This is a genomic window from Streptococcus oralis (genome assembly GCF_021497885.1).
Lineage (GTDB): Bacteria > Bacillota > Bacilli > Lactobacillales > Streptococcaceae > Streptococcus > Streptococcus oralis_BQ.
This window is the reverse complement of the sequence record NZ_CP046523.1, coordinates 167,501-191,147: the sequence shown is the minus strand read 5'-3', so window position 1 is coordinate 191,147 and position 23,647 is coordinate 167,501. Positions and strand designations below refer to the sequence as shown.

Below are 23,647 nucleotides of genomic sequence, written 5' to 3'. Positions count from 1 at the left end.
AAATCAGGACAAGCCTGATTTTATTTATTCTGTGTCTACGACTACATAGCGATTTGGCTCATCACCCTCAGAATAACTCGTCACACCATCCATGCGCGAAATAATGCGATGGATAATCTTGCGTTCGCTATTTGACATTGGATCTGTTTGTTGGCTACGTCCTTCTTCTAAAACGCGAGTCGCCAATTTTTGAGCGTAGGTTTGCAAGACTTCTGCACGGTGTTCAACGTAATCATTGACGTTGATTGTGATATAGAAAGTTCTTGAATAGCGATTGTAGAGGTAGTTTTGCGCCAAAAGCTGAAGTGCTTTCAATACTTTCCCGTGATAGCCGATAATACGACCAGGTTCATTGGTATCAATTTGAAGATTGATAGTGCGACGATTGTAGTCGCTTGAAATTGTACCTTCAACATCCATATCATCCACAATGGTTTGAACATAGTTAGCCACTTGAGCTGCTACTTGTTCGATGTCATAACTCGGCTCCACCTTCAAGCCTAGATCTTCCAAAGACTGGCTTTCTACCGATTCTGACATAGATACAAATTCTTCACACTCTGCTGGGGCTTCCACTCCAGCATCTCCTGTCTGCAATTCATTTAAAATCGCGATGTGACCTGTTTCTTCTAAGATCGTGCTAGCATGTTTCTCATTTTTCAAGATTTCAGCCTTGATTTCATCAGAAACACCCTGACCTTCCTCTTCTATTTTTTTAATTGCCTCAACAACGTGACCAAGATCAACTGTCGCCTCTGTTACTGTCTTAACAGGTTCGTTTTGTTCATTGATTTCTTTTGGAACACCTTTTATAGCTTGTTGATTGGCCTTAATCACAGTCGTCTCACTAATCGCTTCAATATCAACTTGAGCCGGTTTTTTCCCAAACAGGCCTAAAAAACCTTTCTTCTCTTTGGACACGACCTTGATGTGGGTCTTCATTCTCGGAATACCTAACTCTTTCAATCCTTTCTGGATTGCTTCTTCAACAGTTGAACCTGTAAATAATACCATTACCAGATTCCTCCTTATTATTTCGTTTTCTGAGCCTTTTTCTTGGCTTTTCTTTTTCTATTTTCCAAATCTTTTTTAGCTTGTACTTCCGCCGCACGCGCTGCAATAATCTTAAAAGGATTATTTAAGAAGTAGGTTTGCAAAACTTGATAAGCATTGGATACTGCCCAGTACAAGGCTACGCCACTAGGTGAAGAGAGGGCAAAGATAAAGATCAGTACAGGCATCCCGTACATCATCCCTGTCATAGCTCCACTTCTTTCAGGTAAAGCCTTATTCGATAACCAACTACTTAAGAAGGTAAAGACTGCCGCCAAAATCGGAAGGATAAAGCTTGTGTCTACTCCCCCAAGGTTCACCCACAAAAAATGCCCTGTTTTCAAAAAGTCTACTCGAGTCAAGGCTTGGAAGAGAGCCAAGAGAACCGGCATTTGAATCAAAATCGGCCAGAGAGAAGAAGAGTGTTTGACCCCTAATTCTTTATAGACCTTGCGCATCTCCTGATCCAGCTTGGTTCTACTTTCCATATCACGACCTGGATATTGTTCTTGCAGAGCCTTGATGCGTGGTTGAGCCTCTTGCATTTTTCTAGAGGCTACCATCTGAGTCTGAAAAACTGGCAATAGAATCGTACGAATCAGGATCGTAAAGAGGATAATCCCCACTCCGATACTAATGTCAAAGGACAAGAAGCGGATGATTTCAGCAAAAAAATAGACAAATTTACTCCATATATCTGTAGAATCTGCTGCAACATCGCTTGTCCCACAGGCTGTCATAACAAATAAGGACAAGCCCAGCAAACTAGTCAACTGTAGTTTCTTTTTCACTCCTAATTCCTTCCCGGTAAATCTTTGATAACTTTAATACGTGGAGTAGATTTTTCTCCATTTCTGCATAATCCAAGCCTTCAACCCCTTTTCGAGCAATTACGACAAAATCAACGTTATCAGCTAACTGCTCCCTTACACTTAGCAAAATGTGTCGAATCCGTCTTTTAATTTGATTTCTAGTGACTGCATTCCCTAATTTCTTACTGACGGACAGCCCTACTCGAAAATGACTTTTCTGATTTTCCAATTGGTAGACAACAAATTTACGATTGGCAAAACTTGTTCCATCCGTGAAAATAGCCTTAAAATCTTTCTCTCTTTTTACACGAAAGCTTTTCTTCAAAACTCAACTCCATCTATTAAATTACTACTATTATACCATATTTTTCGAAAAAGCCAATAACAGCAAGGTTTTAGAGATTTCCCCAAGCAAAAAAGCTGGAGAGCAAACTCTCCAACTCTTTTTACATGTACATTAGTTCTTATTTTAGTTATTTTTTGAATCGTTCAACATCACGTGCGATGACCAATTCTTCATCTGTTGGGATCACCAAGACACGGATTTTCGCTGCGTCAGTTGAGATGTCTCCAGTCACACCAAAGACGTTCTTTTCTGGATCCACATCACATCCAAACCAAGAAATTCCTGAAATAACATCTCCACGTACTGCTGTGGCATTTTCACCAACACCAGCTGTAAAGATAATCGCATCTGCACCGTTCAAAACTGCCAAATACTGACCAATGTATTTTTGAATACGATCAATATACATCTCATAGGCCAAGGTCGCATTATGGTCGCCTGCCTTTACTGCAGCCATAACATCGCGCATGTCACTTGATTTTTCAGACACACCTAAAAGCCCAGACTCACGATTGAGAATACGACTGATATCTTCTGGTGTATTGAAGTCCTCTGTATATTGCATGAGATAAGGAATGATAGCGGGATCGATATCGCCTGTACGAGTCCCCATCATGATACCACCAAGTGGCGTGAATCCCATAGAAGTATCAACAGACTGACCGCCTTTGACAGCTGTAATAGAAGCACCATTACCAATATGGCAGGTAATCAGTTTCAAGTCCTCTAGTGGTCGACCCAAAACTTTAGCTGCTTCTTCTGCCACAAACTGATGGCTTGTCCCGTGAGCCCCATACTTACGAACTTTATTTTCAGTATAGTATTTGTTTGGAAGAGGATAGCGATATGCTTTCTCTGGCATGGTTGTATGGAATGATGTATCAAAAACAACAACGCTAGTAATATCTGGAAGCAATTCCTTGAAGGCACGAATTCCTGCCGCGTTGGCTGGGTTATGAAGAGGAGCCAAGAGGCCCAACTCTTCAACCTTTTCTAAAACATCTCCCTCTACCAAGGTTGACTCTTTGAAATATTCACCACCAGCCACGACACGGTGTCCGACACCAGTAATTTCATCATAACCTTTGATAATGTCAAAACGAATCAAATCATCCAACAAGATTTTAACGGCTTTTGTGTGGTCGTCAATATCAAGAATTTGTTGTTCAGAACGTCCGTCAAATTTTACAGTTGAAATAGAGCCCTTCAAGCCAATACGTTCAATCAAGCCTTTCGCCAATACTACTTCTTCTGGCATTTGATAGAGTTGCCATTTCAAACTTGAGCTTCCTGCATTGATTGCAATTGTTTTAGTCATAAGATGATACCCCTTTTAAGCGTTTTCAACTATTATAACAAAATTTACCTTACATTTCAGTACCTTTGCTCCATTTTTGAAAATTTTCTTTAAATTTCATTAGTGCAGCTGGATCTTGCAAACTTTCTAGCGGATAGATAAACGGAACCAACTCCTTTGCAGCTTTCTTTTGTAAAACAAAGATTGTCTTTGCTTGGCTAGCATGAGAAAATAGTGTCTCTGGCAAGCTAATCATCGCAACTAAGCTCGCTTTCTCTTTAAGCCAACCTTTTAACAAATTACTTTGAGGACTGGTTAGTAAATCACTCGGAGCTAGAAAAATAGCATAGCCATCTGACTTAAGGTACTTGAGGCCTTGTTCCATCAGCAAATGGTGGGCATAGGTATGCTCTTGACTAGAAGCCACTTGATAGCGAGAAGCGATGGCATCGTCTGGGTAATAGCCTACAGGCAAGTCGCTGATGACCACGTCGCTTTCTTTAAGCATTTGCGGACGAACGGCGTCTCCTTGGACAAAACCAGCTTGCAAACCAATCACATCTGCCATACTGGCTGCCAAATCAATCAGCAAGTCATCCACTTCGATTCCCAAGTAATCTACTTTTTTAGCAAGAGAAGTCAAGAAAGTAGCCCCCAAAATCCCCATACCAGAACCTATTTCGAGGATGCTAATTTCCTCTTGTTCAAACAATTCTTCCACAACAAGTACCAAGAGGAGAGCAATGGCATCTGGTGTAAACTGGTGATTGGCCTGTAAAGGCTCCGTTTGTCCTGCCTTCATCAAGAGAAACTGGTAGGTCTTGAGCCACTCTTCCTTGCGAAGTGCTAGGCGCTTAAGGGCTTGATTGTTCTCTTTTACCTTCTCTAACTCAGTCTCACCATCTAGGTAGATACTATTTTGCTCTACCAAGGCATCATAAAAGTTAGTCACCAAATCACTTTGGATGACTTGGACATTCTCTAGTAAATACGTATAAGCTTGTTCAATTTTTTCAAAATCCATATTCCTATCTTATCAAAATTCCCCTATTTTTTCCATCTGAAGAGAAAAAATCACTGCTTTAGTCAGCGAGTGATTTTTGGGCTACAGTTAAAAAGAGTTCTGCATAATTTCCTAGGAAAAGACCTTCAGCGCTATAGAGAATCTGACTGTCTATGCTTGAAAAACCAAACTGGGCGAGCTTGGTTTCCAGTTCAGCTAAATCAAAACCATGATGGTTGGTATCTATCTTGACAAAATCAGCAATGAGGACTTGACCATTCTCCCTAAGGTGATGGTAAAACATGGCAAGAGTTGCATCTAGATCAGGCATATGATGAAGAACCCGACTGACAACAATCAGGTCAAATTGCTGCTCCAAGGAATTTGCCAGTAAATCCTGCTCCAAGAGTTGAAGATTCCTGATTTCTTGGTCCTCTGCTTTCAAACGGGCTTGCTCCAGCATTTTCTCCGAGATGTCTACTAGGGTAACCGACTTGGCCTGCTTGGCTAGGGGTAAGGCTAACAGACCCGTTCCACCACCAAAGTCCAGTATTGCCTTGTCTGATAGAAAATTAATCTGTTTTTCAACTGCCTGACAAACCAAGTTTGCAAGGAAGATATTTTTGGGCGAATCAAAAGTTTCTGCTTTGTGATTAAAATCGTGTTTCATGTTTTTAGTGTATCACAAAGAAGTTGAATTGCCTAGGAATTGGCTTTCTTATCTGCCTTATCTTCTGTTTTTTGTTGATTTTGTTCTGGATTTGAATCAGTCACTAGCTGTTGCTTTTTATCCGTTTTCTTTTCCTTGGCTTTCATCGGAGGAAAGAGAAATTCATAGTTACCCTTATTCATACGAACACTTGTTGCAAAACCTGTTTTCGTATTTTGATATCTGACTTTTCCTAAGTTAAAGACTCGTTCTCCACTTTCTTGCTCAGCCTTATCCTTACTTCGCTTGGCCATGGCAAAAGCGATCAACTTTTCTTTGTTTAGGACAAAGTCTTTGTGATGAGCTACTTGCCGATTCAAATAAAACTGCAACAAAAGGCTAAAAATGGCTGCCATGGTGACTGCATATAAAAGAACGCCTGCCTTAACTTTTTGTTTTTTCCACACGATAGATGAACTCCCTTTCTAAGCCCTTTTGAAATTGGAAACGAAAGCGAACCAATTGATTTTCCTCTGTAATTTGAGCTGATTTGAGGCCATAAACCATCGGCTGATAGCCCCGTCCGCTGGTATCCGTTTTTCGAAAATCATCCGATTTAGACTTCCCTATAGAGATATCCTTACCATCTTGTTTTAAATAGAGGCGATTGCCTTCTACCTTTTCAAACTGCGAACGCTCTAACTCTGCCTCCAGTTGATCCACAAACAAGAGCCACTCCTTTTGCTCACTTTGCTGCTGGTAACGAACTTCTGAAATGAGGAGCTGACTCATAGCTTGAAAAAGGAGCAAACCTCCGCTAATGACGATAAGGGCAATCAGAGATTCTAATAGAGTGAACGCTCTTACCTTACTGCTCTTTAAGGTCGAGCAACTTCTCTGAACCATGGTAGACCTCCAATCCCTTTTCACTAGCAAACACCTGAACCTCCACTCCGTTTATGTTTACCTGATTTTGACCTGTCTGCAGAGCCATCTTCGCCACACGCAAGACTTCCTCTTTTTGCAAGATTTCTGCCTCTTCCTGCCTATTTTTCTGAATTTGCCCCAAAAGAAGGGTCGCAATGCTGGCAAACACAGCCAAAGCTACTACTGCTTCTAGTAAGATCACTGCCCTAATTTTTTGTTTCCTTAGTACGTTTAATTTTTCCATTTCCTAGATATAATTGATAGCGAATCGCTCCTTTGCTGGTCTGAAATTCAACCTTAGCCAGGGACGAATTGCCCCCAGCTCGGTCAAATATAATGCTTTGTCCTGATGGCGCCTGAATTCCTTTAGGAACGATCAAGTTTTGACTGCCATTGCTGATCGTCTGTCCATCTAAGTTCAAGCTGGTCTTTTGCTGACTAGCAACACTGCGCTTTTGGGTTTCCCGATAGAGTTCTTCAAATTCCATAAAGAAAATCTGCTCCTCTACCGCCGCAAAAGTGGACTGGACAGAACCTGATAAAGCCAAGGCAATGATACTCACAAGTCCCAAAACCAAGAGACTTTCCAGCATGGTAAAGGCCTTAATCCGCAACAGTTTGACTTGTTTTTTGTTTTGCATGGTATTCTTTATAAGCCTTGGCTTGCTCTGCTGTGATGCGACCATCCGCCTGTAATTTACTTAGGCTAGCATCTTCATTCTTGTCCAAACTATAGAGTTCTGCCTGGCTTTCCACGACCTTGACAACAGCAGCTTTTCCTTTGTCATCTACGGCATCCTTTTGCTTGGTCAAATTGGGCACAAAGAGCAAGAGAAGAACACTGATGATAAGCAAAACCACTAACATTTCTACCAAAGTGAAAGCTTTAACCTTGGCTTTTTTTAAATTTGTCACGAGTTTTTTCATTTTAAAAATTTACCTCCATATTTTGATACATGGGCATAAGCATTGCCGCATAAAGTAAAACGATAATCAGGGCCACAAAGATAAAAACCAGTGGCTGTACCAGATTCATGGTACGATTAACTCGGGTAAAAAAGACTTCCCAAGTTTTTTCAGCATAGATTTCCAACTCACTCCCCAGCTTGGACTTGACTTCTCCATACTCGATGATGAGACTCAACTCCTTTTTAAAGAAAGGATAGGTTCCTATAGTCTGAGAAAATTCGCGGCCATTTTGCAGGGCTTGAGCCAGATCTTGACCGATTTCTTTAAAGAGCTGAGAACCTTGTTCCTGCATGATCTGAAAAATCTGCGTCAGCTCCATTCCCTGTGAAACCATATTGCCCCATTCACGCGCGTAATAGGCTGTCAGATAGGTCTGGACAAAGATTCCTAGAAAGGGAATCCGTGCTAACATCGAGAAAACCCGCATCTTGGAACTTCTTTTGTAAAAAGTGAGAGCTAAAAGTAGAGACAGAGAGCAAACCAACACTAGTCCCAGAAAAATTTGTGGCAGATTGCCAATGATTTGGGTGGCGATATTGCTACTGTCCAGTTGGGGGAGTAGATAGTTTCTCAATCCCAGCATGATTAGCAGGAGAAATCCTAGCAAAATCAGGGGATAGGTCGCCACTTCGATTAACTTCTTCTTGACCTTGGACAAATTATCCAGATATTCTTCTATCTTCCCCAGACTCAGGTGAAGATTTCCATGCACTTCAGCTAGAGATAACTGGGTCACAATAGCACTTGAAAAGCCCAAGCTGTTCATCATTTCTGAGAATGATTTCCCCTGAGCCAAGCCTTGGTGCATCTGGGCCACATAGTCCTTTTCTAGCAGGGCACTTCTTCCCAAGAAAGAAATAATTTCCACCAAATGAAAGCCACTGGAGAAGAGGTTGTTAAACAAAGTGATGATTTTCTTCTGCTTAGCTGTAGCTAATTTTTTCCGTTTCAGCCTGAAGACTTGTGATATGTCCATCTTTAAGAAGCTGATCAATCTGCTCATTCCAGCTAGTTGGCTGGTGTTCTTGATAGTCTTTGTTTGCAAAGTCAACAATTCCTCCTCCCCCGATTAATCTCTGGTAACAGACGCCTTGCAGAACAACTGCTAGTTCCTCCTCCGTCACACCCAACTCCAGAAGGCGTTCATAAACACCTCGGATACTCTTGGCATGAATGGTTGAAAAAACTGTCGCACCTGTCAAACTGGCTCTGACAACCGCACGCGCCGTCTCACTGTCCCGAATTTCACCGATAATCAAGAGGTCAGGACGATGACGGAGAGACAGTTTAATCAGATTTTCATAGGTCAGTCCAATCGTCTCATTCAACTGCAACTGGAGCATGTCTTCTTGCTTGATCTCAACAGGATCTTCGATGGACATAACCTGCTGCCCCTTAAACAGAGACTTAGCTAATTCGTGCATCAGCGTCGTCTTGCCACTTCCGACTGGACCTGCAAATAGATAGAGACCCCTTTGTCTGTATTGCTTGCCCAGTTCTCCAATATCCTGAAACCAGAAATGCAGGTCCCGCTCCTCATCGTGTAACAAACGAATGACCAAACTCTCATGTCCCCGATAATCTCCCACGGTGGACAAACGCAGTGAAGAAACCTTTTCGTCATACTGATAATCACAAGAACCCAGCTGACTGCGACGCTTTTCTCCTACATTCATCCCAGCCACAAACTTGAAATGACTAATCACAGCAGCTAAAACATCAAACTCATAGGAGTCAACTAGACACCGTTCGTCTCCAATCCGCATGTGAAGCTCGTAGGACTTTTCCTTGGGGATAAAATAGATATCCTGAGCCTTCTTTTCTTTCGCAGTAGCAATAATTTTCTGTGCAATTTCTTGTACCATACCGCCCTCCTTATCTAACTATTCGCAAAAAAATAAAAAAGCAACTTAAAAAGTTACTTTTTTATCTCCATTTCATGCGGCAAGAACGATGCTTTTCTTGACCTGTTTGTTTTTCGTAGCCTGGGCGTAGCTTTTCATCGGGGATGACTTGCTCATCCTGTAAAAGTGCCAAAGAATGGTACTGCTGCAAATACTCATCGCACTCATCACACCAGCGTTGGTCAGCAGGATCCCAAAAGATAGTCATCAAATCACTCCGACTCTTATAAAGAGGATTCTTCTTTTCCAACTCAAACCAGCATGATTTATAATATTTTAGAGCATCATAATACTTGTCAAAAGATTGACTCATGATGACATCTTCTTCCCAGCCTTCTATAAACCACCACGGTTCAAAATCCCCATACATTTCTATAACACGATACATTTTCACTACTTCCTTTGTACCGTATATTATAACGAATTTTCTAGAACAATGAAAGGATTTTGCTTCATTATAGAACAATCCTCTAGCTTTCTGAAGATACCTCTAAATAGAAAAGCAAAGGCTGAGTCATCACAGCCTCTGCTTTTTACTATGCTTGATAACGTTTCACACCATCTAGGTAGGTTGCTACCAATTCCAAATCTTTATCTAGTACGATAAAGTCAGCGTCATAACCCTCGCGGATTTGACCACAGACATCATCGATGTGAACAGATTTTGCTGGGTTGAGGCTGGCCATCATGACTGCTTCATGCGGATTCGCAATGCCCCATTCGACCACATTCTTCAAACCGTCTTTGAGTTTGAGGATAGAACCTGCCAAATTGCCTGTAGATTTGAGGCGAGCAGTTCCATTAGCAACTACTACCGGGAATTCTCCCAACATGTAATCTCCATCTTCTAAGCCACCAGCTGTCATACAGTCTGTGATAAGGGCAATATTTTCAGTTCCCTTTTGCTTAAGCAAAATATCACAAGCCTTTGGATCTACGTGGTGACCATCACAAATCAATTCTGCGTAGGTATGAGGCAATTCATACATGGCACCAACCATACCGAGCTCACGGTGAGTCAACCCACGCATTCCATTGTAGGCATGTACCCAAACACTTGCTCCAGCATCGACTGCCTTTTTAGCTTCATCAAAAGTCGCATTTGAGTGTCCAAGAGCAACGGTCACACCTTCGCCCGTAATCGTACGAACAAAGTCTTCTACACCTTCACGTTCTGGCGCAAGGGCAATTTTATTTAGCAAACCATTAGCTGCTTTTTGCCAAGCACGAAACTCATCCATACGAGGGTCTTTCATATAGGCAGGGTTTTGAGCTCCTTTGTATTTCTCTGTGAAATACGGTCCTTCAAAATAGATTCCACGAATTTTGGCTCCACTTGCTTCTTGGTATCGAGCACCGATATTTTCTGTTACCGCAAGCAATTGCTCATAAGATGAGGTCAAAGTTGTCGGCAAGAAGCTCGTTACTCCCATGCTGAGGAGCCCTTCACTCATAGTATGAAGAGTTCCTTCGATATTATTATCCATGACATCCACACCACCAAATCCATGAATGTGGGTATCCACAAGTCCTGGAGCAATGCTGTAGCCTGTATAGTCAATCACCTCAGCTCCTTCAGGAATCTGTTCTACATGCTTTCCAAACTTGCCATCCACAAGTTCCAAGTAACCGCCACGGCGAACTCCGTGTGGGTAGAAAAACTGATCCGCTTTAATATAATTAGGCATAATGATAACCTCCTTGATAGATTGATTCTAGAATTTATTATGTCAATTACATTATAAACCTTTCTTTTTCATTTGTAAATGGTATAGACCTGTTTTTCGTGGATATTTTAAAAGAGCTGGATTTCTCCAACTCTTTGATCTTATTTTGATTTCACAGGCAATTCCTGAGCAGCCTTAACAGCAGCTGCAATCGTCTCTGCGTAAAGTTTAGCACCTTCTTCAATCATGTTGCTATCATTTCCAAAGTGGACTTGGTCGGTTCCAGCCCAGATTTCAGGGTGTTCCTTAGCAACCTTATTCCAGTCTGCGATGCTCACGTAAGGAGTCTTTTCTGCTAATTCTCGCGCATAAGTCGCATACTGCTCAACTGATTTGTAAGTCTCCTTGCTCTTGTCACCTTCATAAGGAGTTACAAGAATCAGATGGTGGCCTTTGGGAAGATTTTTAACGATCGTATCTAAGTCATCTTTATAATTCTCTGGTCCGTTTACACCCGTTGCAATGACAACTGTTTTTAGAAGTACCTTGTTCTGGCTGTTATTGAGCATGATGTCATTGGCTTGCTTGGTTGTCCGACTAACTTGAGCGTTGATATTTGCTTCAGGAAGGGCCTCTTGTAAGGCTGTATTAGCACGCAAGGCTACCGAATCTCCAATCAGACTCGTTCCCTCAGAAATTCCCAGTCGGCTAGCCTCTGCTTGCTCAGCAAGAGTCTTTGTTTGTCCTATATTGGTCTGGGCTTGTTTAAAACCATTCACCATCAAGTCTGTTTCAAAGGCTCCAACTTGAGGAGCCACAGCTATGATAATCAAGGTAATCAAGGTAAGAATGCCAGCACCACCAGCACTAATTGGTTTAATATGAGGTAATCGACTAATCTTCCGTATTAAAGGATTGGTCTTACCGGCAATCAATGGCTCAATAATATAGAAGGATAGGATAGCAAAGAAATAAGAAAAGATGATTGTCAGAATAACAGCAGGCAAATTACTCATCAACTGAGAAAAGATAATATAAAAAGGCCAGTGGAAGAGATAAACCGCATAGCTGGTATCCGCTAAAAATGTGATTATCCGTGGTTCTTGTATCTCAGACGTTTTCTCATGCAAGACACGCGCAGCAAAAATCATGATCACGGCCGCTAAACTTGCCAGTACGAAACCAAATAAATAAGCGAATAAGTAGGTGAACTTGACAAAGAAAGTCAAGAGCAATAACACCAAGAGACCTGCAGCAAATACCAGTAGATTCTGACGAAGATCCCACATCCGATCAAACTGCTTGACTAAATCGCTCGTCTGACGAACACCTACAACCGTCGCCAAAATGCTTCCTAAAAAGAAGGGATAGACATGGGTTAAACTTGAAAAGTAGACAGACGAATGGGAACTAGCCATTAGACTACCAATAAACATAGAGAAAAAGCTAATGATGAAAGCTCCCGTAGAAAGAAGAAATACCATCCCTTTCAATTGACTACTAGATTTTGAACGTTTCGATAAGAACCAAACCGCTAAGCCCCAAAGGATATAGTAGTGAACCTCAACAGCTAGACTCCAGTTGTGAACAAAGAGATGCGGAATGAACTGGGATTCATAACTGCCCCCTGTTAACATTTCGTAGAAGTTGGTCATAAAACCGAGAACTCCAGCTATCTGGCCACCAATTCCAGCAACATAGTCTTGACGAACCAAGAAAGTAAAAGGCATGGTCACCAAAACCATCAGCACCACAGGTGGCACGATGCGGTAAAACCGTCTCTTAAAAAAGCCCAACAAATCAATCTGATGTGCCTTCCCAAATTCTTCTAAAAGGAGGGAGGTGATCAAAAATCCTGAAAAAGTGAAAAAGACATCTACCCCAAAGAATCCTCCAGGAAAGATCGTTTGAAAGAAGTGGTACAAAAGCACCAAAAGTAAACCTGTAATCCTAATCAAGGAAAACCATTTAATACGCATACGAGTCTATTCTCCATTAAATTAGGAAGCAAAACACCACCTAATTTCCATTCCATTATACTCCCTATTCTATCAAAAAAATAGGAAAAATCCTAAGAGAAAACTTAGGATTTCAGTATTCTATTTTTACACTTTAGAAATTGCGTCCTGACTTGCTGTAGCCATATTTTTCCACAAAATACTCACGAAATTCCAAGAGATTGTCATCCATGATGGCTTGACGGACCTGCTTCATCAGGTTGAGCAAGAAGTAAAGATTGTGATAGCTAGTCAAGCGGATACCAAAGGTTTCGTCAGCCTTGAGCAGGTGACGAAGGTAGGCGCGTATGTAGTTCTTACATGTGTAGCAATCACACTCAGGATCCAGTGGCGTAAAGTCTTCGGCGAATTGGGCATTTTTGACAACCAAACGACCTTGACTGGTCATACAAGTTCCGTTACGAGCGATACGAGTCGGTAAGACACAGTCAAACATATCCACACCACGAATAACCCCATCAATCAAGCTATCTGGCGCTCCCACACCCATCAAATAGCGAGGTTTATTTTCAGGAAGAAGTTGGGTTGTGAAGTCCAAGACTGCATTCATTTCTTCGTGGGTTTCTCCCACTGCCAAACCACCGATAGAGTAGCCTGGGAAATCCATGCTGACAAGGTCGTGAGCTGACTGACGGCGAAGGTCTTCAAATCCTGCCCCCTGCACAATCCCAAATAATCCTTGATCATGCGGACGACGGTGAGCCTTCAAACCACGCTCAGCCCAACGGCTGGTACGCTCGATTGATTTCTTAACGTAGTCGTAAGGTTGGTAAAACTGAGGACATTCATCAAAAGACATCATGATGTCTGAGCCTAGATTGTTCTGAATAGAAATAGCCTTTTCTGGCGATAGGAACATCTTGGAACCATTGAGATGGTTTTTAAAGGTTACCCCTTCTTCTGTGATATTTCGGCTATCTGCTAGGGAATAAACCTGAAAACCACCACTATCCGTCAAAATAGGCTGGTCCCAGTTCATGAACTTGTGGAGACCACCTGCGCGCGCGATGAGTTCATCTCCTGGACGGAGCCACAAGTGATAGGTGTTGGACAGAATAATCCCTGAACCCATCTTCTTCAACTCCTCTGGTGACTGGGTTTTTACAGTAGCTTGGGTCCCAACTGGCATAAACATAGGCGTTGGAAAGGTCCCGTGCGGGGTGATGATTTCTCCCAGACGAGCTCCCGTGTGTTTTTCTTTCTTAATCAAGCGGTATTTGATTGGTGAATCTGTCATTTTCTACCTCCGAAGCTGGGAAAAACAGTCCCAGTTCATACTTTGTGCCCAAAGGCATACTGTATGATTTTATCAAAAAATCTAGGAACTGTCACGAACTATGGTATAATGAAAGAATGAAATACCCAAAAATTGATTTAAAAACCATTCGTCTGCAGACTAGGCAATTTCAGGCTGAAAATCCCCGCCTCTTTCTCGTCTATCTCTTACCTAGCATACTGGTCATCTTATCAGGCTTTCTCAACCCCTTGGCTCGTCTCCAAGAAAGTGTTTTAGAGCAATCCTTTTTCAGCATGCTGGCACAAGTGCTCCAAGCCTATCTCTTCCCGCTAGTGGTTTCTTTTATGAGCACGATTTTTCTAGCTGGTGCTGCCTTTGCGACACTCCGACTCCTCAAAGATCCTGATACGGAACTCTCAGTAAAATCAAGCCTGACCCTCTTTGCTGAAGAGCGCTTCTCGCAAACCTTCCTAACCCTGCTCCTCAAACGTTTCTACCTCTTTTTATGGAGCATTCCAAACTTAGTAGGCGTTTATTTTCTTTTTTATAGCAATCTCTTGGCTCGGAGATTTGTCGCCCTACATCCTGAATTTCCAAAATTAGACCTCTCATCCGTTGAAACGGAGCAGTTCCTTCTGACCTTTGGGCTCTACTTTTTCGCGAGTCTCATCTTGATGATTGTGGGAAACATCCTCTACATTCCACAACATTATGCCTACTCGCAGGTAGAATTCCTCCTCTGCGACACTCTGGATTTAGGACATGCTAAACCCCGTCAAATCCTGAAAACTAGCCGTTTCTTGATGAAGGGTTACAAATTCCAGCGCTTTGTCCTCGACCTACAACTACTCCCTTGGTACTTCCTTAACTGGATCACCTTTGGAATTGCTAGCTTTTCACTCCTTCCCTATATCCAAAACAATCACATCTTCTTTTACAGAGCCCTACTAGCCCGTAAACGTCGAAATGGATAAGAACCTACAAAAACCAGCATCTTTCAGGACACTGGTTTTCTTATTTCAAAAGCAACATACTCAGCAGAGCCAAAATAGCGGGCCCACCTTGCTTTAGAAGAATCTTCTTATCTGCTGTTAGAGAACCGTAGGTCGCTGCACCAAGAACAAATAGAATAAAAATAGTCACAATTTCCAAGCTTTGCGAAAAATAAATTCCGTATAAGAGAAAGACACCCAGCAAAGCATTATAAATCCCTTGGTTTTTAAACAGTGAGGTGACAGAGGGTCTAGTCAACTCTTCCTTGTCCATATTAAAGACTCGGCTGGTTGCATCTGATTGGGTTGCCATACTCTCCAAATAAAAGATATAAAAATGCTCGAGGGCAACAAGGGTTGCTAAAATAGTAGTAATGATTGACATCGTTTTCTCCTTAAAATTCTATTTTTTCTAGACCTGACACTAGTTTCGTCAGTAAAGTTGTTAGCTCTTTCTGCTCGACTGTCGATAAGATGCTCTCCATCTGTTCCTTCACTCGCAAATGATGTTTAGGCGGACTGACTAAGAGTTGATTCTTGGCTTCTTGGGTTAATTCAACTAAGACTTCTCGCTGATTGCCCGGATTACGCTTGCGACTGACATAGCCCTCTGACTCTAGTATCTTAAAATGACGGGTCAAGGCCGCCTGGTCGATTTGCAACTTCTCCTGAACGGCAATCTGGTTGCAGGGTGACTGCTGCAGTAAAAACTGCAAGATTTGATAGCGGGTCAAACTAATTCCCAATTGTTTCTCAAAGAGTTGAGTGATCATCTGATCTGTTAAATGGAGCTGGTACAGTAAGTCGTTAATTTTTTTCATTTCTACCTCCTTGCGTACGCTTGATTTATCAACTATTGACTTATCAATTATATTACAGAAAGATTAAAAACGCAACCATTTTGCTTACTCACGAAAAATAGCCTCTTGGTTTCAATCCCAAAAGGCTATTATTTCTATATTCTAGATAAAATCCAGCACTAACCTACCAAATCTGCTCGAAGGATTTCTCCCTCTTTATCAATGACAACTTCGATGGCATGACCTGCAAAAATTTCCTCGCTATCATCATAGTAGAGGGTCAATTCCCCGTCTTCGTTGATCGATAGTTCACTCAAGGAAAGAGAGTTGGTAAAATACTCTTCTGTTAACTCCACGTCATTTTCATCTGAATCTATCCAGTCTTGAGCTGTTTCCCACAGTTCTTTGACAATATAGTCTTTAATCCGAGTATCTTGAACTTGGAAAGTTCCCATAAATTTCTTTAGATCATCAAAACAACTTGGAGGGAGACTTTCATCTGCACTCGCAGCAAAGATAGCATGAATCTTACCACCACCCTCGTAAGTGATAAATCCTTCAAACCAAGAATAGGCTCTGTTTAAGGTGAATTCGCCAATATCGTCTTGAATGATGACAGGTTTTTGATAGGTTTCAATCAAGGTCTCTAACCTAGAGTCTGAGGATTGGTCATCTAGGTATTCCAGCAAGTGGTAGCAGTTATTAGCTACTTCTGACATATATGGCTCTAACTCCATGAAGGGGCGTTTTTGACATTTGATATGATGAATTTTGTAGGGTTCAAAACTAAAGCCCCATCTCTTTTCTTCAAATTCCTCAGGAGTCAATACCCATTCCAAACGTCCCTCACGTTCAGAGAATTCCTGGGTTGCAACATTGACACTAGCTTTAAAATGAACGGACGGCATTTTACAACCATCTTTTAAAGAAGCGGCCCCAGTTACATTTTGGAGGGTAAAAATCAAGAATTCGACAATTTCACCACAAAATTCCTCTTCAAAATCATCTCTTGTTTTCTCAAATGGAGTTTTTAATCGATTTGTCATTCACTTCATCCCTTCTCTCTATGCTTAAAAGCGTTAGTATGGTTTTGTATTCGCTTACATTTTAACATGTTTTAGATTTTATTTCACTTATCAATACTATTTTACACAAAAAGAAGCTACACTTTTAAATGTATAGCTTCTTATTATTCTTAATTCATAGATACGTGAACGTTGTCATAGTGGTTTTCGGTTACGCTACCACGGTCTGGCATTGGATTCCATGTGTAAGCTGGTCCATATTTGCTATCATATGGAGCGTAGAAGCGTTGCTTCCAGATGATATAGTTGATGCCACGGCTAGCCATATTTTGGGCTGCATATTCTGCAATTTGATCTCCGAGTGCTGAACTCACTGGAACCATAAAGTCAATGGCCAAACCTTTACCATGGTCCCCACTGTCACCAGGACGGTAGCCACTAAAGGATGTAATGCCAAACAAGTTGGCGATTTCTTCCTTAAAGGCAGCCGTTTGTGGTTGAAGACCAGCATTCTCAGACTTAGCTACAGCAAGTCCTGCATAGTTAGGAGCCGCTGGAGCTGAATAAGTTCTTGAAGGAGTTTGACTTTGCTCTGCTTGATAAGTCGAAGTTGCAGTCTCAGAAGTTGCTATTGATGCCGCTGTTTCTTCTGTTGCACTTGTTCCTGTTGTATCAGCAGGCATTTCAGTTGCTGGAGCAGCTGCTACTGGTGCTTCTGCTGGAGTTGTTGCTGCCGTTTCTTCGGTAGCTGGAGTAATCGCTTGAGGAGCTTCTTCTTCAACTGGGCGAGTTGTTTCTGCTACTGGTACTTTCGCTGGAGTCGTTTCAGGGTGTTTCTTCAACTACAGGTGTTTCTGTAGATGGTGTCTCTTCAGCAACTGTCGCTATCTCAGAAACTTCTGAACTTGGCGCTACTTCTGTTGGTTTTTCAGTCTCTGTTGTACTTGGTACTTCCTCAATTGGTTGAGAAAGGTCTGCAATCTGAACAGTTTGATCATCAACAGTCACTTGATTTGTCGTCAAATTAGCTGTCGCAGTCGTCACTTCTTCACTAGCATTTGCTTGAGGAGTTTGGATTTCAACTTCCGTTACCTCTTCTTTCTCATTGACAGTTGTAGTGAGGACAGTATCTGGGAAAATCAAGTCCATATTGGTGATTTTATTCAAATTAGCAAGAACCGTCACATCTACTCCCAAAGCTTCTGCAATCGTGCTCAGGGTATCACCATACTGAACTGTATAGCTGTTTTTGTTCTCGTTTTTCGTCACATCATTTTTAATTTGCTCAACGCTACGAGCAGTCCAAAGGATCTCCTCTGCTTGAGTTGCCAAAACTGGGGCAAGAGACAAGGCTACTGTTGAAGCTAAAATAATTCTTTTCTTCATTCTTTCCTATTCCTTTCAAATGAATACCTGTCTATCATAACACAAAAAAAGCAGAAAGAAAGCCCTCTCGGGCCTATTTAACAGAACTGTCTATTCCTTGTAACAAACTCGATTACTTGAAATAGTTTGTTAGGTTTCTGTCACGCGACTGACACAATTTTTTTATTGCTCAGCACCAAAAATGCGAGGAATATCTGCTAACTCTTGAATCATGTGATTCCCTTCATAAGACGACTCTAAAAAATTGATGCTTTGAATACCGCTATTCTGGGCAAATTCCACATCCAAAGTTCGGTCCCCTATATAATAGGTCTTCTCAGGATCCAGCTGATACTTGTATAGCAGATAGTTAGCTGCTTCTGAATTAGGCTTACGCGCAAAACCACTCTGATTAGTTAGAATTTCTGTAAAATAACATTCCAAACCCAAGTCTCTTAGAATGGTATAAGCATTGTCTCCCTTATGAGTATAGACAAACTGCTGAATCCCTGCTTGGTCTGCCCAAGCTAGCACTTCACGCGCACCTGGCATCAAAACTACCTGGGCATTCTTCTCAGACAGGCTCTGGGCACGCACCTGATTGAGCACTTCCGCATCCAACTTTCGCTCTTCTGCCACCTGCTCCAGCAAATCCTGCACCGAAAATTTGAGGATAAACTCTCTCACTTTTTCCTTATCATAAGGAATAGCAAACTGAGCAAAGGTCTCCTCAATCCCTGACAAAATCGCTTCGTAAGAATCCAATAAGGTCCCGTCTAAATCCCAAATAAAAGCTATTTTTTGCATCTCCTATCCTTTCAACATCATATAACGCTGGTAACGGTAACGTAGAAATAACCAGCGAAAACCATTATCCAAAAGGGTTCCTGCCCAAATACCAGGCAAGCCCCAACCAAGAACAATACCCATCAGATAAGCTGTCCCTATACGGATACACCACATCCCAATACTTGTCGCATAAAAGGGGAGGCGAGCATTTCCCAATCCCTGCCAAACTGCCGTATATATAACTGTCCCTGTCGCCATGGGGGTTCCTAGTAGAGAGAACAGTGCCACCAAAACGCTCGCTTCAACCGCTACAGGATCGGTCGTATAGAGATGAGTCAATGGTGTCCCCAAGGCATAGACACTGAGAGTTAAGGGCAACATGAGAAGCAGGGAAAGCCAAAAGGTTTGCTTGCTCAAATCATCTACTCTTTCCCAGTTATCCTCTCCAACTGCTCGAGCTACCTGCATGACCGTCGCCGTAGCGACGCCAAAGGCAGGCATATAGTTAAACTGGGTCAAGACTTCTCCGACTGCATTCCCCGCTACTGCCTCCGTCCCAAAAGAAACAACCAAGGCAATGATCACTACATCTCCAGCTCGCATCATGAGACGTTCTCCTGCCGCTGGCAAAGCCAAGGTCAATAGTTCCTTATCTAAACCAAAAGTCGGTTTCTCAAAAGGCAGCTTTAATTGCGACCACAAAATCACAAGACCGACTAAGCGAGACAAGATAGTCCCCCAAGCAACACCCGCTATGCCCATATCAAGGACAAAAATAGCTAGACTTGAAAAAAGAATATTCAAGGCATTGGATAAAAGACTAACATAGAGAGGCAGACGTGGATTATGCGTTGCACGAATCAAGGCACCTAGACTCGTCATCAAGCCCAAGAGAACAATCGATCCACCCACCAAAGATAGGTAGAGTCCACCACTCTCAGCCACCTCCTGCTCAGTTCCCAAAAGTCCTATCATCTCTTGCCCAGCAAAGATGGATAAGGCGCCTAAAAGTGCACTCAGCAATAGGGTTATCTTGAGAGCTTCTGTCACGTGATAAGCCAACTTGGACTGATCTTTCTGCCCCAAACTTTTTGAAATAACACTGGAGATAGCAGCTCCCAGAGCGATAAAAATTGCCTGGTAAATGGTGATAATATTGCCAGCCACTGAAACACCTGAAATAGCGATTAAGCCCAAGTGAGCGACCAAGTAACTATCCACCATGCCCATGAGCATTTGCAAAAAGTTTTCGCCCATAGCTGGCAGTGCAATATTAAGAATGTCTTTATTTTTCTTAAACAATCCTTCCTCCTGATGAAAAGAAACTCAGTTGGTTTCCCAACCGAGTTTACTCTCTCTGCCTTAAAGTCCTAGATAAGCCTCAACCGCTGCTTGCATGTCAGCAGCTGCTACAGTTGTCTTGTGACGAACAGGAGCTGTTTCAAGGCCATCAACTGCTGGTGGCACTGCCACTCCTGAAATGTCATGTAATTGAGCCAAGGCTTCAAAGTCAGTTAAGCCTGCTTTTCCTGTTACCGCTTCTACGGCAACCACTGGGAACTTGTAGGGACTAGCTGTTGAAGCAATCACTGTCTTAGTCGCATCGCCAGTAGCAGCTTGGTATTTTCTATAAACTGCTGAGGCAACCGCCGTATGTGGATCCTCGATGTAGGCATCTGTTTGATAAACACGTTTGATTTCTGCCGAGGTTTCTTCCTCAGTCGCATATTCAGCTGCAAAGAGTTCCAGAATCGCTGCATCAAAGTCTGTCAATTCATATTGTCCTTGTGTACTCAAGGCATTCATGAGTTCAGCTGTCTTAACCGCATCATTCCCCAAAAGATGGAAAATCAAACGCTCCAAGTTTGAAGATACCAAGATATCCATAGATGGACTAGTTGTTACTTTAAACTCACGTTTCTTGTCGTAAACACGAGTTTTAAAGAAGTCAGTTAAAACATTATTGTCATTTGAAGCACAGATCAATTTGCCAACTGGCAGACCAATTTGTTTAGCATAGAAGGCAGCCAAGATATTTCCAAAGTTTCCTGTTGGTACTGTGAAGTTGACCTTTTCTCCAGCCACAATATCACCAGACTTGACCAACTGAGCGTAAGCATAGACATAATAAACAATCTGTGGTACCAAACGACCAATGTTCATAGAGTTAGCTGATGAAAATTGCAACTTGTTCGCTGCCAATTTTTCACGAAGAGCTACATCGTTGAACATGTGCTTCACATTTGTTTGCGCATCATCAAAGTTACCATCAATAGCAATAACATGAGTATTGTCGCCAGTCTGAGTAGTCATTTGCAACTCTTGTACCTTGCTGACACCATCCTTTGGATAAAAGACGATAATTTCAGTTCCAGGCACATCCGCAAATCCTGCCATAGCAGCTTTTCCAGTATCACCAGATGTCGCTGTCAAAATGACAATCTTGTTCTCTAAACCATGCTTTTTAGCGGCTGTCGTCATAAAGTATGGCAAGATAGACAAGGCCATATCCTTAAAGGCAATCGTTGAACCATGGAAGAGTTCCAAGTTGTATTGCCCATCCAGTTTCACCAATGGCGCAATAGCTGGGGTATCAAATTTGCTATCGTAGGCATTGTTGATACAGTAGTCCAACTCCTCTGCTGTAAAGTCATCTAAAAATGCTGACAAAACTAACTTAGCCACTTCCTGGTAAGAAGCATCTTTCAATTTTTCAAAGTCCAAATCTACCTTTGGATAAGTAAGCGGTGTAAACAGACCACCATCCGTCGCCAAACCTTGCAAAATAGCTTGGCTGGCAGTTACTGTATTATTGGCATCACGCGTTGATTGATAAACTAATGTCATGAATCTCTATCCTTTATCTATAGTCTCTTCCATTATATCATGATTTTTCAGAAAATTCTCCCTTTATAAGAGAAATTATAAACCCAATTCTTTCTTCAAAGGCTCTAAGTAAATCATTTCTTGCTTGCCTCTCTTCTCCAGTCCTTCCTCAGCTAGAAGGAGTAAGCCTTTTGAAAACTCAACAATTGCAGATTCTTCCTCATATGTGAGTTTTTTCTTAGAAAATTGCCGTCTCAATGACTTGTAATCACGACCAAATGTGATAAAAAATGGAGCCTTTTGCAAGTAAGCTTCTAATTGATCTAAATTAACTAATAATCCCAAGTGAAAGGCAGCAGAAGCAAAAGTCCTATCAAGCGGCTGAGTACACACACTACGAAACTCAACTGTTCCTCGAGTTGTTAAGTCTTGGTACTGGTAACTACGATGGGTTTGGAAATCTTCCTCTTGGGGATAGATCGATATCTCATCCCCATTAAGAGCAAATGCCTGAATTTCAGGTGTATCCAAATAGTCCCTAGCTTGAATAGGATAAAAATAATAGGTTTCACCATCCCGCTCTGCTGTAAAAATCGCAGAATGATTTAGATAGTCAAAAAAATCAGCCTCATCTTTAAAGAGTCTAGCATTGACACCTACATTCTCCGGATAAATCCCATGCATAGACTCTTCCCAAAAAATATCCCTTGAAACTTTAGTATCCCAGTCTGCCCCCGAAAACACAGAATTGGCAAACAAATAGGCTTTTGCTGCTTCAATTTGCGTAAAAGCATTGATAACACGCAGGTAGTTAGACTTTGAAACGTCCAGTTGAACTTGGCTCCCACAAATAAAAGCACCATATTGCGGGTAATCGTGTAAATCCGTTCTTGGAACGGTTCTGCTCAACTTCAAATAGTTCATTAACATCTGATAGCGGGGATAAGTCACTGGACAATTCTCATTTTTATCCCAGTTGGGATGAATGCCACAGCCAACAATAGCATGATTTGTTTCACCCAACTTTTTCTGAACCAGATCCATGTAGTCTCTAAAACGCTCTTCAACCTCTTGGATGGATTTAGCCCTACCAAAGGCAAACTCAACGGTCGTATAAGCAACTTCAAATAAGATTGTATCCTGACTGACCGGATCTAGTAACTGAATTGGATTTCCAAAATCATCAACTTTCTCAACTGTAAACTTCAGAACAGAAGATAAATACCGAAACAGTTCCTTAACAACCTCAATATCCGTAACCTTACCCTCTAAATTTACAACAGGATACTCCAGCTCAACCCCAACAAATAAATCAGGCTTCTCTTTTATATTTTCTAAGTAGCGCTTCTTAAGCAAGTCAACCGAACGAGACATTAACCACCAAACTCTTTCATAATCTACATAAAATGTGAATAAGTAATATTATACCAAAAATACACTAAAAATGATTAGAATAAGAAGAAAAAGATCATTCATCAGTTATCTGTACTTAAAGAAAAATATCAAAATCTTCACTAAATCAAAAAACAAGGTCCGAAAACCTTGTCTTTAATACTATACCGGCGGCCGGGGTCGAACCGGCACGTCCTTGCGGACACTGGATTTTGAGTCCAGCGCGTCTGCCAATTCCGCCACGCCGGCAAATAGTAACTGGGGTAGCTGGATTCGAACCAACGCATGAGGGAGTCAAAGTCCCTTGCCTTACCGCTTGGCTATACCCCAATAATATAAAATAGGCGAGTGATGGGGATCGAACCCACGCATGCCAGAGCCACAATCTGGTGTGTTAACCACTTCACCACACCCGCCATAATTCTATAAACACGGGCAGTAGGAATTGAACCCACACTGAAGGTTTTGGAGACCTTAGTTCTACCTTTAAACTATGCCCGTAACTAAAGGAATGGAAGGGGAGGGATTCGAACCCCCGAACCCGAAGGAGCGGATTTACAGTCCGCCGCGTTTAGC

General features: G+C 42.0%; 25 protein-coding genes, 5 tRNA genes and 1 pseudogene (1 of these 31 only partly in view). 1 reads left to right on the top strand and 30 read right to left on the bottom strand.

Going from position 1 to position 23,647, the window contains the following annotated elements:
• Nucleotides 1-24 precede the first annotated feature (24 nt).
• From jag to tgt, 17 genes are all read right to left on the bottom strand, one after another.
• Nucleotides 25-1,014, bottom strand: coding sequence for an RNA-binding cell elongation regulator Jag/EloR (gene jag, locus GOM48_RS00985; RefSeq protein ID WP_235097812.1), 990 nt, complete (start codon nucleotides 1,012-1,014; stop codon nucleotides 25-27).
• A gap of 17 nt (nucleotides 1,015-1,031) precedes the next feature.
• Nucleotides 1,032-1,844, bottom strand: a complete 813-nt coding sequence (locus GOM48_RS00980) for a YidC/Oxa1 family membrane protein insertase (RefSeq protein WP_235097810.1) — start codon at nucleotides 1,842-1,844, stop codon at nucleotides 1,032-1,034.
• On the bottom strand, nucleotides 1,819-2,190 hold the full coding sequence (gene rnpA, locus GOM48_RS00975) for a ribonuclease P protein component (RefSeq protein WP_000748124.1): 372 nt from the start codon (nucleotides 2,188-2,190) through the stop codon (nucleotides 1,819-1,821). Before rnpA ends, GOM48_RS00980 begins: the two co-directional genes overlap by 26 nt.
• Before the next feature lie 148 nt (nucleotides 2,191-2,338).
• Entirely contained in the window at nucleotides 2,339-3,529 is a 1,191-nt protein-coding gene (locus GOM48_RS00970) for an acetate kinase (protein WP_235097808.1), read from the bottom strand.
• A 49-nt stretch (nucleotides 3,530-3,578) separates the two neighbouring features.
• On the bottom strand, nucleotides 3,579-4,532 hold the full coding sequence (locus tag GOM48_RS00965) for a class I SAM-dependent methyltransferase (RefSeq protein ID WP_235097806.1): 954 nt from the start codon (nucleotides 4,530-4,532) through the stop codon (nucleotides 3,579-3,581).
• A gap of 58 nt (nucleotides 4,533-4,590) precedes the next feature.
• Nucleotides 4,591-5,181 carry a class I SAM-dependent methyltransferase gene (locus tag GOM48_RS00960; RefSeq protein WP_235097805.1) on the bottom strand — a complete coding sequence of 197 codons (591 nt, stop codon included), beginning with the start codon at nucleotides 5,179-5,181 and terminating at the stop codon, nucleotides 4,591-4,593.
• A gap of 32 nt (nucleotides 5,182-5,213) precedes the next feature.
• Nucleotides 5,214-5,627, bottom strand: a complete 414-nt coding sequence (comGG, locus tag GOM48_RS00955; protein WP_235097802.1) for a competence type IV pilus minor pilin ComGG — start codon at nucleotides 5,625-5,627, stop codon at nucleotides 5,214-5,216.
• Nucleotides 5,605-6,066, bottom strand: coding sequence for a competence type IV pilus minor pilin ComGF (gene comGF / locus GOM48_RS00950; protein WP_002875275.1), 462 nt, complete (start codon nucleotides 6,064-6,066; stop codon nucleotides 5,605-5,607). The genes comGG and comGF overlap by 23 nt, the downstream gene beginning before the upstream one ends.
• A complete protein-coding gene (gene comGE, locus GOM48_RS00945) occupies nucleotides 6,029-6,331 on the bottom strand; it encodes a competence type IV pilus minor pilin ComGE (protein WP_235097800.1) in 303 nt (100 codons plus the stop codon). Before comGE ends, comGF begins: the two co-directional genes overlap by 38 nt.
• Nucleotides 6,294-6,728, bottom strand: a complete 435-nt coding sequence (comGD, locus tag GOM48_RS00940) for a competence type IV pilus minor pilin ComGD (protein WP_235097798.1) — start codon at nucleotides 6,726-6,728, stop codon at nucleotides 6,294-6,296. The genes comGE and comGD overlap by 38 nt, the downstream gene beginning before the upstream one ends.
• Nucleotides 6,691-7,014 (bottom strand): competence type IV pilus major pilin ComGC, encoded by a 324-nt coding sequence (gene comGC / locus GOM48_RS00935; protein WP_235097796.1) that lies wholly within the window; start codon nucleotides 7,012-7,014, stop codon nucleotides 6,691-6,693. The genes comGD and comGC overlap by 38 nt, the downstream gene beginning before the upstream one ends.
• A gap of 1 nt (nucleotide 7,015) precedes the next feature.
• Nucleotides 7,016-8,032 (bottom strand): competence type IV pilus assembly protein ComGB, encoded by a 1,017-nt coding sequence (gene comGB, locus GOM48_RS00930; protein WP_235097794.1) that lies wholly within the window; start codon nucleotides 8,030-8,032, stop codon nucleotides 7,016-7,018.
• Complete coding sequence (gene comGA, locus GOM48_RS00925; protein WP_235097792.1) at nucleotides 7,980-8,921, bottom strand: competence type IV pilus ATPase ComGA; 942 nt, start codon at nucleotides 8,919-8,921, stop codon at nucleotides 7,980-7,982. The genes comGB and comGA overlap by 53 nt, the downstream gene beginning before the upstream one ends.
• A 61-nt stretch (nucleotides 8,922-8,982) precedes the next feature.
• Nucleotides 8,983-9,348 (bottom strand): DUF1033 family protein, encoded by a 366-nt coding sequence (locus GOM48_RS00920; RefSeq protein WP_000286399.1) that lies wholly within the window; start codon nucleotides 9,346-9,348, stop codon nucleotides 8,983-8,985.
• 148 nt (nucleotides 9,349-9,496) lie between these two features.
• Nucleotides 9,497-10,648 carry an N-acetylglucosamine-6-phosphate deacetylase gene (gene nagA / locus GOM48_RS00915; RefSeq protein WP_084945412.1) on the bottom strand — a complete coding sequence of 384 codons (1,152 nt, stop codon included), beginning with the start codon at nucleotides 10,646-10,648 and terminating at the stop codon, nucleotides 9,497-9,499.
• 140 nt (nucleotides 10,649-10,788) lie between these two features.
• The gene (locus GOM48_RS00910) at nucleotides 10,789-12,606 is read right to left on the bottom strand and encodes an acyltransferase family protein (RefSeq protein WP_084946820.1); all 1,818 of its coding nucleotides are present in this window, start codon (nucleotides 12,604-12,606) and stop codon (nucleotides 10,789-10,791) included.
• Between the two features lie 133 nt (nucleotides 12,607-12,739).
• Nucleotides 12,740-13,882, bottom strand: coding sequence for a tRNA guanosine(34) transglycosylase Tgt (tgt, locus tag GOM48_RS00905; protein WP_084946823.1), 1,143 nt, complete (start codon nucleotides 13,880-13,882; stop codon nucleotides 12,740-12,742).
• 116 nt (nucleotides 13,883-13,998) lie between these two features.
• Between tgt and GOM48_RS00900 the strand changes: the two genes are divergently transcribed.
• Nucleotides 13,999-14,856 carry a DUF975 family protein gene (locus GOM48_RS00900; RefSeq protein ID WP_084946826.1) on the top strand — a complete coding sequence of 286 codons (858 nt, stop codon included), beginning with the start codon at nucleotides 13,999-14,001 and terminating at the stop codon, nucleotides 14,854-14,856.
• Between the two features lie 40 nt (nucleotides 14,857-14,896).
• Here GOM48_RS00900 and GOM48_RS00895 read toward each other — a convergent pair whose 3' ends face one another.
• The 13 genes and pseudogenes from GOM48_RS00895 to GOM48_RS00835 form a co-directional block, all read right to left on the bottom strand.
• Complete coding sequence (locus GOM48_RS00895; RefSeq protein ID WP_235097790.1) at nucleotides 14,897-15,259, bottom strand: DUF1304 domain-containing protein; 363 nt, start codon at nucleotides 15,257-15,259, stop codon at nucleotides 14,897-14,899.
• A gap of 10 nt (nucleotides 15,260-15,269) precedes the next feature.
• Nucleotides 15,270-15,695: a MarR family winged helix-turn-helix transcriptional regulator gene (locus GOM48_RS00890; RefSeq protein WP_235097788.1), complete on the bottom strand. Its 426-nt coding sequence runs from the start codon at nucleotides 15,693-15,695 to the stop codon at nucleotides 15,270-15,272.
• 158 nt (nucleotides 15,696-15,853) lie between these two features.
• Entirely contained in the window at nucleotides 15,854-16,720 is an 867-nt protein-coding gene (locus GOM48_RS00885) for a DUF2262 domain-containing protein (protein ID WP_235097787.1), read from the bottom strand.
• A 149-nt stretch (nucleotides 16,721-16,869) separates the two neighbouring features.
• Nucleotides 16,870-18,085 (bottom strand): annotated as a pseudogene (locus GOM48_RS00880) (LysM peptidoglycan-binding domain-containing protein).
• Between the two features lie 162 nt (nucleotides 18,086-18,247).
• A complete protein-coding gene (locus GOM48_RS00875; protein WP_235097785.1) occupies nucleotides 18,248-18,871 on the bottom strand; it encodes an HAD family hydrolase in 624 nt (207 codons plus the stop codon).
• Nucleotides 18,872-18,874: 3 nt separating this feature from the next.
• Nucleotides 18,875-20,155 (bottom strand): MATE family efflux transporter, encoded by a 1,281-nt coding sequence (locus GOM48_RS00870; RefSeq protein ID WP_235097783.1) that lies wholly within the window; start codon nucleotides 20,153-20,155, stop codon nucleotides 18,875-18,877.
• 60 nt (nucleotides 20,156-20,215) lie between these two features.
• Nucleotides 20,216-21,700, bottom strand: a complete 1,485-nt coding sequence (thrC, locus tag GOM48_RS00865) for a threonine synthase (protein WP_235097780.1) — start codon at nucleotides 21,698-21,700, stop codon at nucleotides 20,216-20,218.
• Between the two features lie 75 nt (nucleotides 21,701-21,775).
• The gene (locus tag GOM48_RS00860; RefSeq protein ID WP_235097778.1) at nucleotides 21,776-23,053 is read right to left on the bottom strand and encodes a gamma-glutamylcysteine synthetase; all 1,278 of its coding nucleotides are present in this window, start codon (nucleotides 23,051-23,053) and stop codon (nucleotides 21,776-21,778) included.
• Between the two features lie 183 nt (nucleotides 23,054-23,236).
• A tRNA-Leu gene (locus tag GOM48_RS00855) sits at nucleotides 23,237-23,320 on the bottom strand.
• A gap of 9 nt (nucleotides 23,321-23,329) precedes the next feature.
• Nucleotides 23,330-23,401, bottom strand: a tRNA-Gln gene (locus tag GOM48_RS00850).
• A 13-nt stretch (nucleotides 23,402-23,414) separates the two neighbouring features.
• A tRNA-His gene (locus tag GOM48_RS00845) sits at nucleotides 23,415-23,487 on the bottom strand.
• A gap of 14 nt (nucleotides 23,488-23,501) precedes the next feature.
• Nucleotides 23,502-23,572 (bottom strand) — tRNA-Trp (locus GOM48_RS00840).
• 11 nt (nucleotides 23,573-23,583) lie between these two features.
• A tRNA-Tyr gene (locus GOM48_RS00835) sits at nucleotides 23,584-23,647 on the bottom strand (it continues 17 nt past the right edge of the window).